Here is a 21,046-nt window from a genome sequence, read left to right on the forward strand (position 1 = left end):
CGGCTCCTTGTACTCATCGCCTTGTGGGCGTGGCTGTGCGGGCGCTTCGTGGGCGCCCTCACGTCAAGGGTACCGCCGCCGAGACGCCTCGCGGCGCCGCCCCGGCGTCAGTGGAAGAAGTGCCGCTCGCCCGTGAAGTACATGGTCACGCCCGCGGCCCGCGCGGCCTCGACGACCTCCTCGTCGCGCACCGATCCGCCGGGCTGGACGACGGCCCTCACGCCCGCGTCGAGCAGGATCTGCAGCCCGTCGGCGAAGGGGAAGAACGCGTCGGATGCCGCGACCGATCCGGCCGCGCGATCGCCTGCGCGCTCGACGGCGAGCTTGCACGAGTCGACGCGGTTGACCTGCCCCATGCCGACCCCGACCGAGGCGCCCGCCGAGGCGAGCAGGATCGCGTTCGACTTCACCGCGCGGCACGCGCGCCACGCGAACTCGAGGTCGGCGAGCGTCGCCTCGTCGGCGGGCTCGCCCGCGGCGAGGGTCCATTCGGCGGCGTCCGCGAACGAACGGTCGGCCTGCTGCAGGAGGAGGCCGCCGGAGACCTGCCGGATCTCCGTCGCGGGCGGCGTGAAGCCGTCGGGCAGCTCGAGCAGGCGGATGTTCTTCTTCTGCGTGAGGATCTCGACCGCCTCGGCCTCGAAGCCCGGAGCGACGAGCACCTCGGTGAAGATGCCCGAGACGGTCTCGGCCATCTCGCGGGTCACGGTGCGGTTCGCGGCGATCACGCCGCCGAAGGCGGACACGGGGTCGCATTCGTGTGCGCGGCGGTGCGCGTCGGCGATCGCGTCGGCCGCACCCGGTGCCGCGACCGCGATGCCGCACGGGTTGGCGTGCTTGATGATCGCCACGGCCGGCGCGTCGAAGTCGTACGCGGCCCGCACCGCGGCATCCGCGTCGACGTAGTTGTTGTACGACATCTCCTTGCCGTGCAGCTGCCGGGCCTGCGCGATGCCGGGCCGGCCGCCGATGGCGGAGTAGCGCGCCGCCTTCTGGTGCGAGTTCTCGCCGTACCGGAGGTCGGCGTCCTTGGTCCAGGCGGCACCGACCCACGCGGGGAAGGGCGACTCGTCGGCGGCCTGGTCGGGCGCGACGACGCTGCCGATCCACGAGGCCACGGCGATGTCGTAGGTCGCGGTGTGGCGGAACGCCTCGCGCGCGAGGTCGCGACGCTGGGCGAGCGTGGTGCCGCCGTCGCGCACGGCCGAGACGACCTCGTCGTAGCGGTCGGGCGAGACGACGACGGCGACGTTCGCGTGGTTCTTCGCCGAGGCGCGGACCATCGCGGGGCCGCCGATGTCGATCTGCTCGACGATCTCGTCGGCCTCGGCACCCGAGGCGACGGTCTCGACGAACGGGTAGAGGTTCACGACGACGAGCTCGTACGGCGCGATCGCGAGCTGCGCGAGCTCGCGCTCGTGGTGCTCGAGGCGCAGGTCGGCGAGGAGGCCGGAGTGCACGGCCGGGTGCAGCGTCCGCACGCGCCCGTCGAGGTGCTCGGGATAGCCCGTGACGTCGGCCACCTGGGTCACGGGGAGCCCCGCGTCGGCGATCGCCTTCGAGGTGCCGCCGGTCGACACGATCTCGACGCCGGCCTCCACGAGCGCAGACGCGAGCTCGACGAGCCCGGACTTGTCGCTCACGGCGATGAGCGCGCGCTTGACGGGAACGACGTCCCGTTCGCGGTAGAGGCTCGGGTCGATGCGTGCTCCGCTCATGATGCGGCGAGCTCCTTCAGGTCGAGGTGCGAATTGGCGATGTCGACGACGGCCTGGATGAGCAGGCGGCGCTCGACGGGCTTGATGCGATCGTGGAGGGTCGACTCGGTGTCGTCGGGCAGCACGGGCACGCGCTCCTGAGCGATGATCGGGCCGCCGTCGACCGAGTTGTCGACGACGATGAGGCTCGCGCCGGTCTCCGTGACGCCCGCGGCGAGCGCATCGCGCACGCCGTGCGCGCCGGGGAACTCGGGGAGGTACGCGGGGTGCGTGTTGACGAGGTTCGGGCTGAAGGCGTCGACGACGGCGGGCGGCACGAGCCGCATGAGCCCCGACAGGATCACCAGGTCGGCGCCCCAGGCTCGGACCTGCTCGATGAGCGCCTCGCCCCACGCGTCACGGGAGTCGTAGGCGGTGAAGGGGACGGTGAACGCCGGGATCCCGAACTCCTCGCCGAGCGCCAACCCCTCGCAGTCGCGGTCGGCGCCGATGGCGACGACCCTCGCGGGGAACTCGGCGTCCTCCGACGCCTCGAGGAGCGCGCGGAGGTTCGATCCCGTGCCCGAGATCAGCACGACGAGCTTCAGCACCCTACGAGGGTACCCGCCGCGCAGGTGAGCGGATGACACCGGTCGGTCCGCGCACGTGCGCAGCGGACCCGCACCCGTGCCGGGAGACGACGCGAGCGGATGCCACGGGCTCCGGCCGTGGCATCCGCTCGCCGTGTCGGACCGGGGCTACCGGTCGGCGAGCTCCGCCTCCACGCGGACGATGACGAGGTCGTCGTCGTCGGGCACGAGGACCTCGGTCTCCTCGTTCAGCGCCTCGCCGCGGAAGAACGGCCGCGACGCCGGGAACGCGGCCCACGCGAGCATGAGCACGACGCCGAGCGCGAGCGAGCCGACGCCGACCACGAACACGCCGCCGACGCCGAACAGCACCGTGTACCCGTAGTCGGGGTCGAGCATGTCGACGACCGAGAACACGAACGCCGCCGAGAGCAGCAGCGCCCCGATGAACGGCAGGATGCCGCGGAACCACAGGTTGCGCGCGCTGTCGCGGAGCGTCCGGCGGAAGTACCACACGCACGCGAACCCGGTGATCGCGTAGTAGAAGGCGATGGCGAGGCCGAGCGAGAGGATCGTGTCCTGCATGAGGTTGTCGCTGATGAGCGACATCCCGACGAAGAAGAGGATGGCGACCGCGCCCATGAGCAGGGTCGAGAACGCCGGCGTCCTGAAGCGCGGGTGCACGTTCGCGAACTGCTCGGGAAGGGCGCGGTAGACCGCCATCGCGAGGGTGCCGCGCGCGGTGGGAAGGATCGTCGTCTGCGTCGACGACACGGCCGAGATCATGACGGCGACGACCAGCAGCCACGACCACGGGCCGAACACCGCGTCCTTCAGCGCGAAGAACACGTCGTCGGCGTTGGCCTCGTTGCCGAGCCCGAAGCCCTCGCTGCCGAGGCCCGCGTACGCCATGGCGGCCACGGTCACGCCGACGTAGGTGACGAGCAGGATGACGGTCGTGAGCACCGCGGCGCGGCCCGGGGTGCGCTTGGGGTCCTTCGTCTCCTCGTTGAGCGCGAGGCAGGTGTCCCAGCCCCAGTAGATGAAGAGGGCGAGCAGGATCGCCTCGACGAAGCCCGAGAAGTCCTCGAAGCCGAACGGGTTGAACCACTCGAGTGTGGGCGCCGTCGCCGTGGCGGGCGCCGTGCCGGTGGCGAACTGCACGGCGACGAGCACGACGAAGGCGCCGAGCGCGACGTACTGGATCGCGAGCAGGATGTTCTGCAGGCGCTCGCCGATCTCGAGGCCGCGCCAGCTGATCCAGGTCATGGCGGCGATGAACACGACGCCGGTGACGGTGACCACGACCGGGTCCTCGGCGAGCGACTCGTCGATGAGCAGCCAGAAGTAGATGCCGCCGATCTGGGCGAGGTTGGCGAGCACGACGACGCCGGCGACGGCGACGCCCCAGCCGCCCATCCAGCCGATCCACGGCCCGAACGCCTTGGTGCCCCACGTGAACGTGGTGCCGCAGTCGGGCATCTCGCGGTTGAGCTCGCGGTAGGCGAAGGCGATGAGGAGCATCGGGGCGAACGCGATGATGAACGCGATCGGCGCCTGCGCGCCCACCGCGAGCACGACCCAACCGAGCGTCGCGGCGAGCGAGTAGACGGGCGCCGTCGACGCGAGGCCGATGACCGTGGAGCCCCAGAGGCCGAGGGTTCCGGTCGCGAGGCCCTTGCCGTCGTGGCGAGCCGGCGCGCCGGCTGCCGTGGTCGGATCCGGGGCGGGGGCGGAGGCGGGCCGCGGTCGGGCAGCGGTCTCGGTCATGGGACTCCTCATCGAGCGTGGTGCGGGTGCGATGGTGCGCAGCCTCCGGGGCGCCGCAGCGCGTCAGGGGATCCGAGGGCTTGTTGTCCGTGAGGATAACATGGCGTCGGATGCCGCTGAAATCGCGCTCAGCGTCGGCGGCTCCCCCGCGTCAGGCCCTCGAGCTCGACCGTCTCGACGTCGTCCGGTGCGTCGCGATCGCCCGATCCCGCGTCCTGCGACGGGTCGACCGTCGCCTCGCCAGGCCCGTCGCCAGCGCCGTCGCGCCACCACGGACGACCCCCCGATTCCGCGGGCCCTCCGACCGCATCGAGCGAACGGGCGCGGGCGGCGAACGCTCCGGCGATCGCTCCGACGCCGACGCTCGCGGCGGTGACGCCGGCGACGAGCAGCGCATCCGGGCCGACCTCGACGAGGTGCCCCGGTCCGGCGGCCCCACCCGATCCCCACGCGAGCACGCCAAGGACGAGACCCGCGACCACCCCGGCACCCGCTCCGACCGCGAGCGTCGCCCACCACGGCTCGCGGTCGCGTTCGCGCTTGCCCCGGCCGACGAGCACCGCACCGCCGAAGCCGAGGAGCACGGGCAGCGCGAGCCAGAGCACGCCGAGTGGAGCCCCGTCCGCGGGCAGCGCACCGAGGATCGGCAGGCCGGGGATCGGGCCGATGAGGGTCACGCTCGGCGACACGACCGTGCCCGCACCGACCGCGAAGCCGGGTCCGAGCATCCACGACGCCGCCCAGACGACGAGGTTCGGCAGCAGCGCGAGCTCGACGAGCGTGATCGCGATGCCGCCGTCGACGCCCGCGCCGAGCGCCTGGTACAGCCCGATGATCGTCGGGTGGTCGATCACGATGCGCGCGCCGAGTATCGCCGCCGCGACGCCGATCACCCCGACCGCCGAACCCACCCCGACCCGGATCGCCGAGCGGATCCCGGCCCAGGCGATGAACGGAAGCGTGTCGAGCCGATCGCGCACGGCACTCGTCGCGGCATCCGTCGCCCAACCCGAGCGGCCGAAGGCCACCGCCACGCCCGCGAGCACCCCGCCGCCCATGACCATGCCGGGAAGCACCGCCGCCTGCCAGAGCACCGGTTGCGCGACCGGATGGGCGACGAGCACCGCGAGCGCGGTTCCGAGGAGCGCCGTCACGAGGACGGCCGAGACCGCGCCCACGATGGGCGTGCCGGTCGCGGTCGCTCGGCGGCCGATGCGAAGGCCGAAGAGGAACGTGAGGCCCGCGAACCCGAGCAGCGCGATGCCGATGGTGAACGGCGCGTCGGCGCCGGCGACCCCGACGGTCGCCGCGGTGGCCGGATCGAGCTGTACGACGAGGTCGACGCCGTGACCGAGGAGCCAGACGTCGGCCGCCGCGCGGAAGAACACGTCGACGGGCGCGGCGAGGCCGAAGTGCACGGCCCACAGCAGCATCAGCGGCACGAGCGCGAGGCCGAGGCCGACGAGGACGGCGACCGTGGCCTCGAGCGCGGCCAGCAGGGCGATCGTCGTGCGTCTCATCGCACGCGAGCCTAACCCGGGCGCGGCCGAGTGGGGTGCGCGACGTGCCCGAGAGGACCGAGCGGATGCCGCGTCGCGCCTCAGCCGGCGCGGGCGCGATGCTTCACGGGCTCGCCGGCGATCCGGGCTCGGTCTCGGGCTCGGCCACGGCCACCGCCACGGCGACGACCTCGGCGTCGGCCTCGGGCTTCACCTCCACCTCGACCACCGGATCCGGTCGCCGCAGCAGTTCGACGAGGAGCACGGCGAGCAGTGCGAGAACCACGGTCCAGACGACGGTCGACGTCTGGAGGGGCCTCGAGAACCAGAGGAACAGCGACGCGACGACCGCGATCACGGCGTAGGCCGCGACCCGCCAGCGGTGCAGGCCGATTCCGAAGCGGCCCGTGGTGATGCCGTGCTCGGCTGCGCTCTTCCGGACCGCGCCGAACGCGTCGTCCGAGAAGCCGCGCACGCGCCGCGACGTCGACCACGGCCCCGAGAGCCACGCGATGATCGCAAGCGCGATGGCGAGCACCGTGAGCGCGGTGAACGTCGAGACCATCAGCTCGGTCAGGCCGCCGAAGATCGCCTCGGCCGCATCCTTCGGCATGATCGACGGGCTCACGGTGCCCACGAAGAAGAGCTTGCCCGTGCCGAAGCCGGCGAGGGTGAGCAGCATGACGAGCGCGAATCCGCCCGCGGTCCAGGCGAGCGCGACGCTCCGCCGCTTCGCGACCACGACGCCCGCGATGAGGAGCAGCAGCGCGATGAGCGGCACCCACGTGCCGACCGCCACCGCGAGCGCGTAGACGGTCTGCACGAGCACGAGCGAATCGGCCTGCGCGACCTGCACGCTGCGTTCGACGACCGGGATCGCCGAGGCGAAGCCGACGCCCTGCTCGCTGAGGCGGTCCTTTACCGCCTCGATGATCGGGCCGAGCTGCACCGAGAGCGTGCCGTCCCCGCCGATCTCGAGCATGGCGTTCGGGTCGCCCTGCAGCGCTGCGACCATCTGCGTGTGACTCGCGCGGAGCGTGGCATCCCACACGTTCGCGAACGCCTCGGACTGGATGACCCGATCCACCGTCGACGACAGCAGCGAGCTCAGGCCCTGCGCGGCGGGCGCCTCGAGCAGCGACAGCGCGTCCTCGGCGCGCGGCGGCAGGTCGAGCGCCTTGATGCCGTCGAAGAGGTCGGACGTGAGCTGGGGGATGTCGACCTGCTCCTCGATCGCGGTCGTCACCTCGTCGGCGAGGAAGGCCTGCACGGCGGGATCCTCCGCGAGCGGGCCGAACGTGGCCACGAACCGGTCGGTGTCGACGAGCTCGGCACGGGCCCACGCGGTGATCACCGCGATCGGTGCGAGGAGCAGGCCGACCACCACGAGCACGACCGCCGCGACGGTCCGGCCGCGACGGCGCTTCGGGCGTGCGGGGGCAGCGGATGCCGCGGCCGCGACGTCCGCCGACAGGTCGCGCGTCTCCGCGGCATCGGCGCGCAACCGGGCGTTCTCGGCCTCGAGCTGGGCGACCCTGGCGCGCAGGTCGTCGTCGGTGTTCGTCGCGTCGCTCATCTGCGGTCCACTCCCCCGGGATCGGCTTCGCTGCCGACGATATCGACGTGGCCTCTCGCGAGCGGGCCGATGGTCCCGCGACACGCCGCCGCGGCATCCGTCGTCAGTGCACGATCGCCTTGAGCAGGATCATGGCGATCCCGAACGCGGCGGTGCCGAGCGCGCCGACGACCTGCATCACCGGACTCGCGCCGCGCCGGCGGAACGCGATGAAGCCCAGCACGGCGAGCACGATGACGCCGACCCAGAGCGCGGTCCAGATGGCCAGGAGGTCGGGCACCACGCGCGCCGCGCCCAGGAGCAGGATCGACGACGGGATGAGCGCGGCGACGAGCATGCCGAACGATCGGCGGAGCGCCCCGCGGAAGGCCTCGCCGAGGCTCACCATCCGGTGGTCGTCGAAGCCGTGGTGCGCGACCGTGCCGGCGTAGACGTGCGCAGCCCAGAACACGAGGACGGTGATGACGACGGTCCAGAAGACGCGCCAGGAACTCTCACCGTGCCCGCCGGCGACGACGATCATGCCCGAGACGAGGATGACGCCGTAGACCGACTCCTCGGTCACGAAGCTGGTGCCGAGGATCTGGGCAGGGGTCGTCTTCGGAGTCGGCCGATCCGCCGTTCCTCGTTCTGATCCGTCCGCACCGGGATGGGCCGCACTCATGCCGTCAACTCTGCCACGCACCCCCGATCTGGGGTACTGAGCATTCCTCAGCTCGGAGTAAGGTGCGGAGTGGCATTACGACCACTACGGCGCGACGCACGCCCGCGACGACCTACCCACGTCGCCGGACGCGCCGGAGACGAACCACCCGAGATTCGCCCGTTCGCCCGCAGAGGGGGAACGTCCGGCCCAGCCGGACCGGACGACGCTGCGAACACGGAGACGATGATGCCTTCCACTACCCGACCCCGAACACCCGACGAACGCGCCTCGTTCAGGCGGCGATGTCTACGCGGCGCGGCCGGCGTCGGCTTCCTCGCACTACTCGGCACGGCGCTCATCGGCGCCCCGGCATCCGCGCAAGCGCCGCCGCCGAGCCTGACGGGGAGTGACTTCGAGATCGACACGAACGCGAACCTCGTGGTCGATGAGGCCGGTGACCTCGATTGGGCCAGCGTGGACGAGAACCGGCAATCGGACCTGCTGTCCGGCACCGGTGACGACTCGTTCGGCCAGGGCTCCAAGGAGGACACGCTCGTGCCCTCACCGGTGTTCGGATCGATTCCGCCGAACAAGAGCGACCTGAAGACGTTCGGCACGTACCTCGAGGAGACGCCCGGCGGAGACTTCCTGCATATGTTCTGGCATCGCGTGCAGGACCCGAGCGGCACGACGAACATGGACTTCGAGTTCAACCAGTCGAGCGTCGATTCGGGCAACGGAGTCACGCCTGAGCGCACCGAGGGTGACCTGCTCATCCAGTACGACCTCGCGAACGGCGGCACCAACCCCGAACTCTTCCTCTCCAAGTGGGTCGAGACCGGGCCGAAGGCCCAATGCGAGGCAGCCAACGCGACCCCTTGCTGGGGCGTGCGCGTGAGCCTGACCGCCGCGGGCGATGCCACCGGATCCATCAACACGACCGCGATCCTCGCCGGGGCGACCGACGGACTCGGCAACGTGTCCGCCCGCACGTTCGGCGAGGCCAGCGTGGACTTCTCGGCGATCGTCGGTGACGACGAGTGCGTGTCGTTCGGAAGCGCCTACCTGAAGAGCCGCTCCTCCGACTCGTTCACGGCGGCGATGAAGGACTACATCGCGCCGGCCCCGACGGATATCACCAACTGCGCGAAGGTGATCATCCACAAGCAGACCGATCCCGACGGAGACGCAACCTCCTTCGGTTACACCACCGCGATCGAGACGCAGGACGACGGGACGAATCCGAGCTTCAGCCTGAGCGACGGCGGGACGCAGGAGTACGACAACGTGTTCTTCGGGACGGGCCTGACGGTGACCGAGTCCGGGCCGCCGGCCGGATGGACGCTGATCGACATCGACTGCGATGACAGCGTCGGCGTCACTCCGAGCAACATCGACACCGCGACGGGAACGGTCACGTTCGACCTGGATGACGCGGACGACGTGCTCGAGTGCACGTATACCAACCAGGCGAAGGGCACCATCGTCGTGGAGAAGATCACGAGCGACGGATTCGGTGCGTTCGACTTCACGTCGGGCACGCTGCCTGATTCGTCCTTCACGCTGACGACGACGGCCGCCGGCGCAGCGGGCAAGGACTCGAACACGTACGCGAACCTGACGCCGGGTACCTACGACGTGTCGGAGACGGTCCCCACCGGTTGGAACCTCACCAGCGAGACGTGCAGCGACACGTCTGATCCGCAGTCGATCTCGCTGCAAGCCGGCGAGACCGTGACCTGTACGTTCACGAACGCGCGCGAGAAGGGCGCCATCAAGATCGTGAAGACCCGCAAGCATGCGGCGTCCGGATCGGGCGACCACCCGCACGCGGGCGTGACCTTCACCGTCACGGGCGGCAACCTCAGTCAGGGCATCGTCGTGCAGACGAACGCCCAGGGCATCGCCTGCGTTCCGAACCTCGTGGTCAGCAGCCTGGTCGGCAACTACACCGTGACCGAGAGCGTTCCGTCGGGCTACGTCGCGTTGTCGACGAACCCGCAGACCGCGTCGGTCTCGGAGAGCGCCGCCGACTGCAGCGATACGCCAGCCGGTGCGGTCAAGACCTTCGCCAACATGCCGTTGACGAACTTCACGATCACGGTCGACTCCCAGGTCGACGGCGGCACCGCGTCGACGATCGACTGCGACGCCGCATCCGACCCGCCGTACGAGGCGACGACCGGCCCGAACGGCGACGGGTCGCTCACCAAGAGCAACCTGCTGCCGGGCACCTACACCTGCGTGATCATCATCGACCCGTGAGCTGAGAAGGCAGCTCGCACCTGACACGAGGAGCCCCGCCGGCATCGCCGACGGGGCTCCCCTGGTGTGTGCCCATATCTGGGTACATGAGGTTTTCTCATTCTTGTTCCGGGCGATGACGTACGGGAGTAACGTGCGAACTGGCGTGAGAGACCCCTACGGCGCGATGCACGCCCGGTGAAGCACCTACCCACCTCGTCGGACGCGCCGTTGCGGACCGCCCGAGTCCGCCCACCGCCCGCAGAGGCCGTCCGGTCCGACCGGACCTGGCGAACCTGCGACACCGGAGGCGAACATGCCATCCACTACCCGAATCCGAACGCCCGAAGAGCGCGCTGCGCTCCGGCGGCGGCTACTCCGCGGCGCCGCCGGCGCCGGCTTCCTGGCGCTCGTCGGCACGGTGATGATCGGAGGTCCGGCACAGGCCGTCAACCCGCCGGGCATCATCAGCCTCGACGGCAGCAACTTCGAGATCGACTCCGACGCGAACCTCGAGGTCGACAACGGCGGTTGGGACGACTGGGCCTCGGTGAGCTACGTCGTGCAGCCGGATGCGCCATCCGGGACCGGCGACGACTCGTTCGGCCAGGGCTCCAAGGAGGACACCGCAGTGCCCTCGCCCGTCACGGGCAGCATCCCGCCGAACAAGTCCGACCTGAAGAACTTCGGCCTCTACCTCGAGGAGACGCCGGGCGACGACTTCCTCCACCTGTTCTGGCACCGGGTGCAGGACCCGACCGGCACCACGAACATGGACTTCGAGTTCAACCAGTCCGACGTCGACTCCGGCAACGGCGTGACGCCGCAGCGCACCGCGGGCGACCTGCTCATCCAGTACGACCTCGCCAACGGCGGCACCAACCCCGAGCTCTTCCTCTCGATGTGGGTCGCGTCCGGCAACAAGTCGCTCTGCGAGGCAGCGAACAGCACCCCGTGCTGGGGCGTCCGTGAGAGCCTGACCGCCGCGGGCGACGCCACCGGATCGATCAACACCAGTGTCATCCCGGCCGCAGAGAACGACGGGTTGCAAGCCGAGGACATCTCGCCGCGGACCTTCGGCGAGGCGACGGTGAACTTCTCCGCGATCGTCGGCGACGGCTGCGTGGCGTTCGGCAGCGCGTACCTGAAGAGCCGGTCCTCCGACTCGTTCACCGCCGCGATGAAGGACTACATCGCACCTGTGCCGACCGGGATCAACAACTGCGGCGCATTGAAGATCGTGAAGACGAGGAAGCACGCGGCAGCCACCCCGACGACGCAACCGCACGCGGGAGTCGTGTTCAACGTCTCGGGCGGCACACTGCCTGCCGGCACCACGGCGACGACCGACGCGAACGGCGTGGCCTGCATCGCGGGCATCGACGCCGGCAGCTACACCGTCACCGAGCAGGTTCCGACCGGCTACGCCGTGACCTCCGCCAACCCGCAGAACGCGACGGTCGTCGCCGACACCGACTGCGACACGGCCACGCCGCTGACGTTCACCAACATGCCGTTGACGGACTTCACGATCACGGTCGACTCCCAGATCGACGGCGGCACGGCGTCGACGATCGACTGCGATGCCGCATCCGACCCGCCGTACGAGGCGACGACCGGTGCCGACGGCGACGGGTCGCTCACCAAGAGCAACCTGCTGCCGGGCACCTACACCTGCGTGATCATCATCGACCCGTGAGCTGAGAAGGCAGCTCGCACCTGACACGAGGAGCCCCGCCGGCATCGCCGACGGGGCTCCTTCCCTGTGACGCGGCCGGTGCGCGAGGCGCCGGCCGCGGCATCCGCTGTCTTACGCGCCGAGCGCCTCGTAGACCTCGCGCAGCAGGCGGGCGGTCTCGGACGGCGTCTTGCCGACCTTGACGCCGGCGGCCTCGAGGGCCTCCTTCTTCGCCTGGGCGGTGCCGGCCGAGCCGGACACGATCGCGCCGGCGTGGCCCATCGTCTTGCCCTCGGGCGCGGTGAAGCCCGCGACGTAGCCGACGACCGGCTTGGTCACGTTGGCCTTGATGAAGTCGGCCGCGCGCTCCTCGGCGTCGCCGCCGATCTCGCCGATCATGACGATGGCCTTGGTCTCGGGGTCGGCCTCGAACGCGGCGAGCGCGTCGATGTGCGTCGTGCCGATGATCGGGTCGCCGCCGATGCCGATCGCGGTCGAGAAGCCGAGGTCGCGGAGCTCGTACATCATCTGGTACGTCAGCGTGCCCGACTTCGAGACCAGGCCGATCGGGCCCTTGCCGGTGATGTTCGCGGGCGTGATGCCGACGAGCGCCTCACCGGGGCTGATGATGCCGGGGCAGTTCGGGCCGATGATGCGGGTCTTCTCGCCCTTCTCCTTGGCGTAGGCCCAGAACTCGGCCGAGTCCTGCACGGGCACGCCCTCGGTGATGATGACGAGCAGCGGGATCTCGGCGTCGATGGCCTCGACGACCGCGTCCTTCGTGAAGGCCGGCGGCACGAACGCGATCGAGACATCCGCCCCGGTCGCCTCGATGGCCTCGCTGACCGACGCGAAGACGGGCAGCTCGACGTCGTTGCCGTCCTGGTCCTTGTGCAGCACCGTGGTGCCGGCCTTGCGAGCGTTCACGCCGCCCACGACCTCGGTGCCTGCCGCGAGCATCCGCGCGGTGTGCTTCGAGCCCTCACCGCCGGTGATGCCCTGGACGATGACCTTGTTGTCCTTGTTCAGGAAGATCGTCATTGCAGTGATCCTGTCCTTCTGCGCTTACGCGGCGTTCGCCAGCTCGGCGGCCTTGTCGGCGCCCTGGTCCATGTTGTCGGCGAGGGTGACGAGCGGGTGCGCCGCCTCCTCGAGGATGCGACGGCCCTCGGCCACGTTGTTGCCGTCGAGGCGCACGACGAGCGGCTTGTTCGCCTCGTGGCCGAGCTCGGCGAGCGCGCCGACGATGCCCTTGGCGACCTGGTCGCACGCGGTGATGCCGCCGAAGACGTTCACGAACACCGACTTGACCTGCGGGTCGCCGAGGATGATCGACAGGCCGTTGGCCATGACCTCGGCTGAGGCGCCGCCGCCGATGTCGAGGAAGTTGGCGGGCTTCACGCCGCCGTGGTTCTCGCCGGCGTAGGCGACGACGTCGAGCGTCGACATGACGAGGCCCGCGCCGTTGCCGATGATGCCGACCTCTCCGTCGAGCTTGACGTAGTTGAGGTCGAGCTGCTTGGCCTTGGCCTCGAGCGGGTCGGCCGCGTCCTTGTCCTCGAGCAGCGCGTGGCCGGCGTGACGGAACTCGGCGTTCTCGTCGAGCGTGACCTTGCCGTCGAGGGCGATGACGTCGCCGTCCTCCGACAGGATGAGCGGGTTGACCTCGACGAGCGTCGCGTCCTCACCCGTGTAGACGTCGTAGAGCTTCACGAACACGTCGGCGACCTTGTCGACGAGCTCGGCCGGGAAGTTCGCGGCGACCGCGATCTCGCGGGCCTTCTCAGGGCTGATGCCGGTGCCGGGGTCGACCTCGATGCGCGCGAGGGCCTCGGGCTTCTCGACGGCGAGCTGCTCGATCTCCATGCCGCCCTCGACGCTCGTGAGCGAGAGGTAGGAGCGGTTGGCGCGGTCGAGGAGCACCGAGAAGTAGAACTCCTGCGCGATGCGCGCACCCCCGGCGACCATGACGCGCTTGACGACGTGGCCCTTGATGTCGAGGCCGAGGATCGCCTTCGCGGCCTCCTCCGCCTCGTCGGGGTTCTTGGCGACCTTGACGCCGCCCGCCTTGCCGCGGCCGCCGGTCTTCACCTGGGCCTTGACGACGACGACGCCGCCGAGCTTCTCGGCTGCGGCGCGCACGTCTTCGGGGGTGTCGGCGACGATGCCCGGGAGCACCGGCACTCCGTACTTCTCGAAGAGGTCTCTGGCCTGGTACTCGTAAAGATCCACGCTCTGCTTCCTATCGTTCGCGCGGAATGCGCGCAGGGATGGGTGGGTGAGGGGCCCGGCTGTGAGAGTCTCGACGTCAAGATACCTCGATGTCGAGATAAGTCGAACCGCGACCATGGTACTCCGTCGCCGACGGGCCGCCGAACCGGCGATCCCGGCGACGCGCGTGGGACCGCGCCGCTCAGGTGAGCCTCACCATGCTGGCGAGCGGCGCTCCGCTTTGCGAGACTGCCGCCATGACGGATGCCACGGCCGAACCGGTGCACCGCACCGACCCGCACGACGGGAAGGTGCATGAGAAGCTCAACTGGCTGCGTGCGGGCGTGCTCGGCGCGAACGACGGGATCGTGTCGGTCGCCGCGCTCGTGGTCGGCGTCGCCGCGGCGACGACGGATGTCGCAGCCATCCTCATCGCGGGCATCGCCTCCGTGATCGCCGGCGCGATCTCGATGGGCCTCGGCGAGTACGTCTCCGTCTCGAGCCAGCGCGACACCGAGCATGCGCTCATCGCCAAGGAGAAGGGCGAGCTCGCCACGATGCCCGAGCAGGAGCTCGCCGAGCTGACGGCGATCTACCGCGCGAAGGGGCTGTCGGAGGAGACGGCCGACCGCGTCGCGCGCGAGCTGACCGACCACGATGCACTCGCGGCGCACCTCGAGGCCGAGCTCCACATCTCCGAGACCGACGTGGTGAACCCGTGGCACGCGGCATGGGCGTCGGCCGCGGCATTCCTCACGGGCGCCGTCCTCCCGATGCTCGCGATCCTGCTCCCGCCGCCTGAATGGCGGATCATCACCACCTTCGTGGCCGTCGTCATCGCACTGGCCATCACCGGTTGGCTGTCGGCGTGGATCGGCGGGGCCCCGCGCACGCGGGCGATCACCCGGGTGGTGGTCGGCGGCGCGCTCGCGCTCGCGGTGACCTGGGCGATCGGCGCCCTGCTCGGCGGGGCGGTCGCGTAGCGCGATCAGCGGGAGGGGCGTCGGATCCGACGCGCGATCACCCGTGGTCGTCGGCTCGCCTCGGCCACCCTGGCGTCGCGAGCAGCCCACCGTCTCGTGCGACCGCGAGCACGTCGATGTCGTGGCGGTCGGCGAGGTCGTCGAGCGATGCGCGCCCCCCGGCCACGATGGCCGTGGCGAGCACGTCGGCCGTGACGAGGTCGGCCGCGGCGACGCTCACCTGCACGAACGGCGACGGGCCGGCACCCGGCACGGTCCAGATGTGGTCGCCGCGCTCGGCACTGCCCGAGGTCGCGACGGCGCGACGGCGCGGCGGATCGAGGTCGATGCGCCCGAGCAGCGCGGTGCGGTCGGCCGGGTCCACGATGCCGATCGGCCAGGTCGCGGCCGGTCGGACCGCGTCGTCCGCGACGGCGGCACCGCCCGCCCCATCCGCGGTCGCGGCGACGAGCACGTCGCCGCCGGCGTCGATCGCCCAGCCCACGACGCCGGCGCGGTCGAGCGCCTCTCCCGCCTCCTCCACGGCGAGCGCCTTGACGACGCCGTTCAGGTCGATGAGCCCGTCGCCGCGGTGCGGCGTGAACGCGCCGTCCGTCGCATCGCGCCACTGCAGGGCGAGCGCGTACGCGTCGCGCACCTCGGCGCTCGCAGCGACGAGGGCCAGCTCGCCGCGGCCGATGCGGCTGAGCTCGGAGCGCGGGTCGAACAGGCTGCACCGCTCCTCCCACCGCTCGAACACCGCAGCTGCGGCGGCCAGCGCAGCAGCGGGCGCGGCCGCGGGCGCGGGCGCGGGCGCGCCCGACGGTCCGACGCGGATGCTGACGACCGTCCCCATGGCCTCGAAGGCCACGGGAGGCAGCACGGTTGCGGGCGTCGCGCGGGCGCTCGATCCGGCGTCCGGCATCAGAACCCGGCCTGGTCGAGCGCTGCCTGCAGCGACTGGAGGTACGCCGCGCTGGTGTAGGTCGCCCCGCCGATCATCGACACCGACGCCGACTGGGCCTGGAGCACCTCCGACCGGAGCATCGGCGCCGCGCGATTGCTGATCTGCACCGATCGCCCGTCACTGTCGGTCAGGTGCAGCGCGGTCACGTCGGTGATCGATCCGCCCGAGATCGTCACCTGCACCTGCACGTTCCCGAACCGGGTCGAGACGCTGGTGCCGGCGTACGTGCCGTCGGCGGCCCCCGAGGCGGAGGCGGACGAATCGGCGGATGCCGCGGCATCCGTCGACTGCGTCGAACTCGAGGACGAACTCGACGACGAGGATCCCGAGGCGCCCGTCGACCCGGCGCCCGCTCCGGACGCGCTCGACGCTCCGGAGGAGCCCGACGTGTCCGTCGTGGTCGTGCTGCCGGCCGTGAGCGACGTCGTCGCGGCGTCGCCGAGCTGCCAGCCGCCGAGGATGGCCGCGGCCGAGGCCGCGGAGGCCAGGAGGAGTGCGCGTGTTCTCACCAGTCGAACCTCTCGTGATGGATCTGCTCGGGTGCCAGGCCCGCCGCGCGGGCCTCGGAGATGACGCCCTCGGCCCAGCCGCGCGGACCGCAGACGTACAGGTCGCTGTCGGCGACGGCGGGGACCAGGGCGAGCAGGTGCAGCCCCTGGCGCTCGGCCGACGGCGTCAGCCAGCCGCGACCGCGACCGCCTGGCACCGTGATCAGCGTGGCGCCCCGCTGGTGGCAGAGCTCGCGCACCTCGTCGAGGAGCCACCCCTCGGCGGGTCCCTGGGTCCGGAGCACAACGGTCGCCTCGCCTGGCCGGAACCTCGCCGACTCGAGGAGCGACCGGATCGGCGTGACCCCGATGCCGGCGGCTACGAGCGTCAGCCGGCGCCGACTGCGGGATGCCTCGCTGAAGATGCCGTACGGCCCCTCGAGCGCGACGCGCGTACCCGGGCGGATGCCGCCGAGGCTCGCCGACCCGTCACCGAGCGCCCGCACGGTGATGCGGAGCCGGTCGCCCCGCGGGGCCGCGGAGAGCGAGTACGGGTGCGCCTGCCACCACTGGCCGGCCGAGAGGAAGCGCCAGATGAAGAACTGCCCGCCCGTCGCGCGGAGCGCGGCGAGCCGTCGGCCCCGCATGGTGACCGAGACCACGCCGTCGCGCGGGTCGCCGACCGGATCGATGCGCTCGACCACGAGCCCGTGACGCAGCGACGCCACGAGGGGCGCGACGACGCGCCATCCGATCACCGCCGCGAACGTGCCGAACGTGATCACGAGCCAGTACGCCCACTGCCAGGTGCCGACCACGAACAGGCCGCCGACGCTGAACTGGTGCGGCAACGCGGCGAGGACCGCGACGTAGACGAGCAGGTGGATGACGTGCCACACCTCGTACCGGAACTTCCGGCGCACCGCGACGAGCGAGCTCACGACGACCGCGAGGAACAGCGCGAACCCGAGGAGCGCGAGGGGCAGGTCGGGCAGGTTCCAGATCACGACAGCCTCGGCCCAGAGGTCGACGCCGTCGGCGATCGCGTACCCGGCGAGCAGGAGCACGCCGTGGGCGAGGAGGAGGTAGAGCACCGGCTTCCCGAGCCGGCCGTGGAAGGCCATCGCCGCATCGTGCCCGACGGCGCGCTCGATGAGCGGCACCCGGGCCGCGAGCAGGAGCATGACGAGCACGAGGTCGGTCGCGGCGAGGCCGGCGATGATGCCGAGTGACGTGAGTGCGGCGCCCGGGTCGCCGAAGCGCGCGGCCCCGCCCTCGGCGAGGAACAACGCGACGGCGATCGCGACGGATGCCACGGCCGCCGCCTGCAGCAGGTCGACCCGCCACAACCGGCGCCCGGCGCGCGAGCGCTCGTCGGCGCCCAGCGGTCGCGTGGGCCGCTCGAGGTGTCGAGCGTCGTGAACGAGGAATGCCATGTCCCGATGGTGCGCCTCGGGTCTATCGCCTCCCCGTGCGACGCCTATGCGGTTGCTGGGAACCGGTCACCCGACGCGACCGAGTGCGAGCGCCGCGTACATGAGGGCCGCCACGCTCTCGCCGTCGGTGATCTCGCCGTCCCGGATCATCCGCATGACCTCGCCCCAGGGTTCCGCGCGGACGTCGTGGATCCCCTCCTCGGCCTGGCCGTGGGCATGCCCGCCCGTCCCGCCCGCTCCGGCACGGAGGTCGGTCGCCAGCCAGACCGACTCGGGCGCCCGGCAGATGCCGTTGAGCGCGGTCATCGCGCCGATCTCGCGCCAGGCATCGGCCTCGAACCCGGTCTCCTCGAGGAGCTCCCGCCGGGCGGCGATGAGCGCCTCCTCCCCGTCGGAGCCTCCTGCCGGCACCTCGATCGAGCGGCCGACGGTGTGCCGGTCGACCGTGACGAGCAGGACCTCGTCAGCATCGGTCATCGCGACGACGAACACCGCGGGGTTGCGCATCTCGACCACGCCGTAGATGCCCTCGGCCCCATCGGGCCGGACCACGTCGTCCTCGACGACGCGGATCCACGGGTTCTCGTAGACGGTGCGCTGCGCGCGGATCGGCCAGGTCACAGCTTCTCGATCGGCGCGATCTTGATGAGGAGCTTCTTCTGCCCCGCGGTGTCGAACGCGACGTGCGCGATGCGCTTCGTGCCCTCACCCGTGACTTGGCGCACCGTGCCCTCGCCGAAGTCGGTGTGGCGGATGCGATCGCCCGCCTCGAGCGTCAGGTCGCCGTTGTCGCGCACGGTGCCCGTGACCCGGTTCGCCCACTCCGTCTTCGGTGCGGCCGACTTCGTGACGCTGAACCGCTCGAGGTCGCGGTCGCGCGTGCCCCAGGCGCCGCCTCCTCCCCCGCCGCCGAAGCCCCGACGGGCGTTGAGCGCGCGGGGCTGGCTGCCGCCGCGGCTGTTCGCCATGCCGGGCGACTGCTTCCAGTCGACGAGCTCGTCGGGGATCTCCTGAAGGTAGCGGCTCGGCATCGCCACGGAGACCTCGCCGAACTGGGCACGGCTCATCGCGAGCGAGAGGTAGAGGCGCTTGCGCGCCCGCGTGATGCCGACGTAGAAGAGCCGCCGCTCCTCGGCCGGGCCGCCCGGTTCGGAGGCCGACATCTGGTGCGGCAGCAGGCCCTCCTCGAGTCCGGTGAGGAACACCGCGTGGTACTCGAGGCCCTTCGCCGTGTGCAGCGTCATGAGCGAGACCGTGCCGGATGCGTCGTCGAGTTCGTCTGCAGCGGCGACGAGGGAGACCTGCGTGAGGAAGTCGACGAGCCCCGCGCCCGGATTCTCGCGGTCGAAGTCCTTCGTCTGCGCGAGGAGCTCCTCGACGTTCTCTGCGCGCGTCTCGTCCTGCGGATCGCGGCTCGTGCGGAGCGTCTCGACGAGCTTCGAGCCCTCGATGAGGAACGCGAGCACCTCCGAGACCTTCGAGGCCCCCTCGTTGGTGCCCTCGTCGATGCCCTTCTGCGACGGCACGAGCATCGCGGCGGCGGCGTCGAGCAGCTTGGCGAGGTCGAGGATCGCCTTCGTGACCTTCGGCCCCAGCGCCAGGCCGTCGGCCGCGCGCATCGCCTGACGGAACGACAGGTCGTTCTGCTCGGCGAAGCTCGCGATGGCGGTTTCGGTCGCCGGCCCGATGCCGCGCTTGGGGGTGTTCAGGATGCGCCGGATGGCGAGTTCGTCGAGCGGGTTCGCGACGGCGATGAGGTACGCCATCGCGTCCTTGATCTCTGCACGTTCGTAGAACTTGGTGCCGCCGACCACGCGGTAGGGCAGCGCCGAGCGGACGAAGATCTCTTCCAGCGCACGCGTCTGCGCGTTGGTGCGGTAGAACACGGCGATGTCGCGGTACGCGACGCCGGCGCGGTGCAGGGACTCGATCTCGTCGGCGACGAACTGGGCCTCGTCGTGCGCCGAGTACCCGGTGTACCCGGTGATCTTGTCGCCGTCGCCGTCGGCCGTCCAGAGCTTCTTGTCCTTCCGGTCGAAGTTGTTCGAGATGACCGCGTTCGCAGCGCTCAGGATGTTCTGCGTCGACCGGTAGTTCTGCTCGAGCAGCACGACCTTCGCGCCCGGGAAGTCGCGCTCGAACTCGACGATGTTGCGGATGTCGGCGCCGCGGAACGCGTAGATCGACTGGTCGGAGTCGCCGACGACCGTGAGGCTCGCGCCGGGGATCGCGCCCGTGGCATCCGTCATGCCCCGCACGAGCACGCCGTGCTGGTCGAGCTCGGCGACGACGTCGGGCTCGACCGGCCGGGTGAGCTCGCGGATCAGCGCGTACTGCGCGTGGTTCGTGTCCTGGTACTCGTCGACGAGGATGTGCCGGAACCGCCGCTGGTAGAGCGCGGCGACCTTCGGGAATGCGCGGAACAGGTAGACCGTCTCGCTGATCAGGTCGTCGAAGTCGAGCGCGCTCGCGTCGCGCAGGCGGCGCGTGTACTGGCGGAAGATCTCGAGGAACATGACGTCGTTCGGATCGTTCGTGTTGACGTTCCGCGCGTACGTCTCGACGTCGCTCAGCTCGTTCTTGAGCTTCGAGATCTTCGCCTGCGCGCTCGCGGGCGTGAACCCGAGCGTGTCGGCGTCGAGCTCCTTGATGATGCGCTTGAGGATGGTGCGCTGGTCGGCCGAGTCGTAGATCGTGAAGGTGCTCGACAGCCCGATGGCCTCGGCCTCCCGACGGAGGATGCGCACGCAGGCCGAGTGGAACGTCGAGATCCACATGCCGCCCGCAGCCTCGCCGAGCAGCGCCTCGACGCGCTCGCGCATCTCGGCCGCCGCCTTGTTCGTGAACGTGATCGCGAGGATCTGGCTCGGCCACGCCTCGCGCCCGTCGATCAGGCTCGCGATGCGGTGCGTGAGCACGCGCGTCTTGCCCGACCCTGCGCCCGCGACGATGAGCAGCGCCTGACCGCGGTACTCGACCGCCTCGCGCTGCTGCGGGTTGAGCCCGGCGGTCAGTCGATCGGATGCCGCGTGGCCGGCGCCGCGGGCCTCGTCGGCGTGCTCGCGGTCGGCCGCGCCGCGCGCCTCGCGCCAGCCGGTGGGGTCGTCGGGGTCGAGGATCAGCGTCATGTCCCGACAAGTCTAGGCGCGGCATCCGACAGCCCGGCGCGGTCGTCGGAACGCGAGCGCCTCGCGCGCTGCTGGTCGCTCGACCTCATCCACGACTCCCGTGAATGCGCGGCGCCCGCCGCCATTTCGCGGGAGTCGGCGCAGGGAATCCGCC

The 21,046-nt window shown here is 71.0% G+C and carries 16 protein-coding genes; 3 read left to right on the forward strand and 13 right to left on the reverse strand.

The genetic code is table 11. The features are described 5' to 3' along the window. Window positions 1–107: 107 nt before the first annotated feature. From purH to ACSJD1_RS17785, 6 genes are all read right to left on the reverse strand, one after another. On the reverse strand, window positions 108–1,718 hold the full coding sequence (purH, locus tag ACSJD1_RS17760; RefSeq protein ID WP_438856414.1) for a bifunctional phosphoribosylaminoimidazolecarboxamide formyltransferase/IMP cyclohydrolase: 1,611 nt from the start codon (window positions 1,716–1,718) through the stop codon (window positions 108–110). Then, window positions 1,715–2,308, reverse strand: coding sequence for a phosphoribosylglycinamide formyltransferase (gene purN, locus ACSJD1_RS17765; protein ID WP_438856413.1), 594 nt, complete (start codon window positions 2,306–2,308; stop codon window positions 1,715–1,717). Before purN ends, purH begins: the two co-directional genes overlap by 4 nt. A 147-nt stretch (window positions 2,309–2,455) precedes the next feature. Further along, window positions 2,456–4,057 carry an APC family permease gene (locus tag ACSJD1_RS17770; protein ID WP_438856412.1) on the reverse strand — a complete coding sequence of 534 codons (1,602 nt, stop codon included), beginning with the start codon at window positions 4,055–4,057 and terminating at the stop codon, window positions 2,456–2,458. Window positions 4,058–4,185: 128 nt separating this feature from the next. Continuing rightward, a complete protein-coding gene (locus ACSJD1_RS17775) occupies window positions 4,186–5,577 on the reverse strand; it encodes a cell division protein PerM (RefSeq protein WP_438856411.1) in 1,392 nt (463 codons plus the stop codon). 103 nt (window positions 5,578–5,680) lie between these two features. Then, a complete protein-coding gene (locus tag ACSJD1_RS17780) occupies window positions 5,681–7,132 on the reverse strand; it encodes a hypothetical protein (RefSeq protein ID WP_438856410.1) in 1,452 nt (483 codons plus the stop codon). A 103-nt stretch (window positions 7,133–7,235) separates the two neighbouring features. Continuing rightward, a complete protein-coding gene (locus ACSJD1_RS17785; RefSeq protein WP_438856409.1) occupies window positions 7,236–7,796 on the reverse strand; it encodes a hypothetical protein in 561 nt (186 codons plus the stop codon). Between the two features lie 228 nt (window positions 7,797–8,024). Here ACSJD1_RS17785 and ACSJD1_RS17790 point away from each other — a divergent pair, with 228 nt between their 5' ends. Continuing rightward, entirely contained in the window at window positions 8,025–10,043 is a 2,019-nt protein-coding gene (locus ACSJD1_RS17790) for an MSCRAMM family protein (RefSeq protein ID WP_438856408.1), read from the forward strand. Window positions 10,044–10,338: 295 nt separating this feature from the next. After that, window positions 10,339–11,721: an MSCRAMM family protein gene (locus tag ACSJD1_RS17795; protein ID WP_438854165.1), complete on the forward strand. Its 1,383-nt coding sequence runs from the start codon at window positions 10,339–10,341 to the stop codon at window positions 11,719–11,721. Window positions 11,722–11,832: 111 nt separating this feature from the next. On the opposite strand, the gene sucD is transcribed toward ACSJD1_RS17795, so the two are convergent. Both sucD and sucC read right to left on the reverse strand, forming a co-directional pair. Then, window positions 11,833–12,741 carry a succinate--CoA ligase subunit alpha gene (gene sucD / locus ACSJD1_RS17800; protein WP_438854164.1) on the reverse strand — a complete coding sequence of 303 codons (909 nt, stop codon included), beginning with the start codon at window positions 12,739–12,741 and terminating at the stop codon, window positions 11,833–11,835. Between the two features lie 24 nt (window positions 12,742–12,765). Next, the gene (gene sucC, locus ACSJD1_RS17805; RefSeq protein WP_353816020.1) at window positions 12,766–13,932 is read right to left on the reverse strand and encodes an ADP-forming succinate--CoA ligase subunit beta; all 1,167 of its coding nucleotides are present in this window, start codon (window positions 13,930–13,932) and stop codon (window positions 12,766–12,768) included. Window positions 13,933–14,168: 236 nt separating this feature from the next. Here sucC and ACSJD1_RS17810 point away from each other — a divergent pair, with 236 nt between their 5' ends. Continuing rightward, window positions 14,169–14,894, forward strand: a complete 726-nt coding sequence (locus ACSJD1_RS17810) for a VIT1/CCC1 transporter family protein (protein WP_438854163.1) — start codon at window positions 14,169–14,171, stop codon at window positions 14,892–14,894. Between the two features lie 37 nt (window positions 14,895–14,931). Here the strand turns inward: ACSJD1_RS17810 and ACSJD1_RS17815 are convergent, their stop codons facing one another. The 5 genes from ACSJD1_RS17815 to ACSJD1_RS17835 all read right to left on the reverse strand — a co-directional run bounded on the left by ACSJD1_RS17815 (window position 14,932) and on the right by ACSJD1_RS17835 (window position 20,892). Further along, entirely contained in the window at window positions 14,932–15,798 is an 867-nt protein-coding gene (locus ACSJD1_RS17815) for an FAD:protein FMN transferase (protein ID WP_438854162.1), read from the reverse strand. Beyond that, window positions 15,798–16,349 (reverse strand): FMN-binding protein, encoded by a 552-nt coding sequence (locus tag ACSJD1_RS17820; protein ID WP_438854161.1) that lies wholly within the window; start codon window positions 16,347–16,349, stop codon window positions 15,798–15,800. The genes ACSJD1_RS17815 and ACSJD1_RS17820 overlap by 1 nt, the downstream gene beginning before the upstream one ends. Beyond that, a complete protein-coding gene (locus ACSJD1_RS17825) occupies window positions 16,346–17,764 on the reverse strand; it encodes a ferredoxin reductase family protein (RefSeq protein ID WP_438854160.1) in 1,419 nt (472 codons plus the stop codon). The genes ACSJD1_RS17820 and ACSJD1_RS17825 overlap by 4 nt, the downstream gene beginning before the upstream one ends. Before the next feature lie 66 nt (window positions 17,765–17,830). Continuing rightward, window positions 17,831–18,385, reverse strand: a complete 555-nt coding sequence (locus ACSJD1_RS17830) for an NUDIX domain-containing protein (RefSeq protein ID WP_438854159.1) — start codon at window positions 18,383–18,385, stop codon at window positions 17,831–17,833. Further along, a complete protein-coding gene (locus tag ACSJD1_RS17835) occupies window positions 18,382–20,892 on the reverse strand; it encodes an ATP-dependent helicase (protein WP_438854158.1) in 2,511 nt (836 codons plus the stop codon). Before ACSJD1_RS17835 ends, ACSJD1_RS17830 begins: the two co-directional genes overlap by 4 nt. Between the last annotated feature and the right edge of the window lie 154 nt (window positions 20,893–21,046).

Source organism: Agromyces excoecariae (assembly GCF_051715505.1).
Taxonomy (GTDB): domain Bacteria; phylum Actinomycetota; class Actinomycetes; order Actinomycetales; family Microbacteriaceae; genus Agromyces.

Coding starts and splice junctions, on each gene's coding strand:
- purH (WP_438856414.1), bottom strand. CDS start 1,718: ATGAGCGGAGCACGCATCGACCCGAGCCTCTACCGCGAACGGGACGTC.
- ACSJD1_RS17770 (WP_438856412.1), bottom strand. CDS start 4,057: ATGACCGAGACCGCTGCCCGACCGCGGCCCGCCTCCGCCCCCGCCCCG.
- ACSJD1_RS17775 (WP_438856411.1), bottom strand. CDS start 5,577: ATGAGACGCACGACGATCGCCCTGCTGGCCGCGCTCGAGGCCACGGTC.
- ACSJD1_RS17780 (WP_438856410.1), bottom strand. CDS start 7,132: ATGAGCGACGCGACGAACACCGACGACGACCTGCGCGCCAGGGTCGCC.
- ACSJD1_RS17785 (WP_438856409.1), bottom strand. CDS start 7,796: ATGAGTGCGGCCCATCCCGGTGCGGACGGATCAGAACGAGGAACGGCG.
- ACSJD1_RS17790 (WP_438856408.1), top strand. CDS start 8,025: ATGCCTTCCACTACCCGACCCCGAACACCCGACGAACGCGCCTCGTTC.
- ACSJD1_RS17795 (WP_438854165.1), top strand. CDS start 10,339: ATGCCATCCACTACCCGAATCCGAACGCCCGAAGAGCGCGCTGCGCTC.
- sucD (WP_438854164.1), bottom strand. CDS start 12,741: ATGACGATCTTCCTGAACAAGGACAACAAGGTCATCGTCCAGGGCATC.
- ACSJD1_RS17810 (WP_438854163.1), top strand. CDS start 14,169: ATGACGGATGCCACGGCCGAACCGGTGCACCGCACCGACCCGCACGAC.
- ACSJD1_RS17815 (WP_438854162.1), bottom strand. CDS start 15,798: ATGCCGGACGCCGGATCGAGCGCCCGCGCGACGCCCGCAACCGTGCTG.
- ACSJD1_RS17825 (WP_438854160.1), bottom strand. CDS start 17,764: ATGGCATTCCTCGTTCACGACGCTCGACACCTCGAGCGGCCCACGCGA.
- ACSJD1_RS17835 (WP_438854158.1), bottom strand. CDS start 20,892: ATGACGCTGATCCTCGACCCCGACGACCCCACCGGCTGGCGCGAGGCG.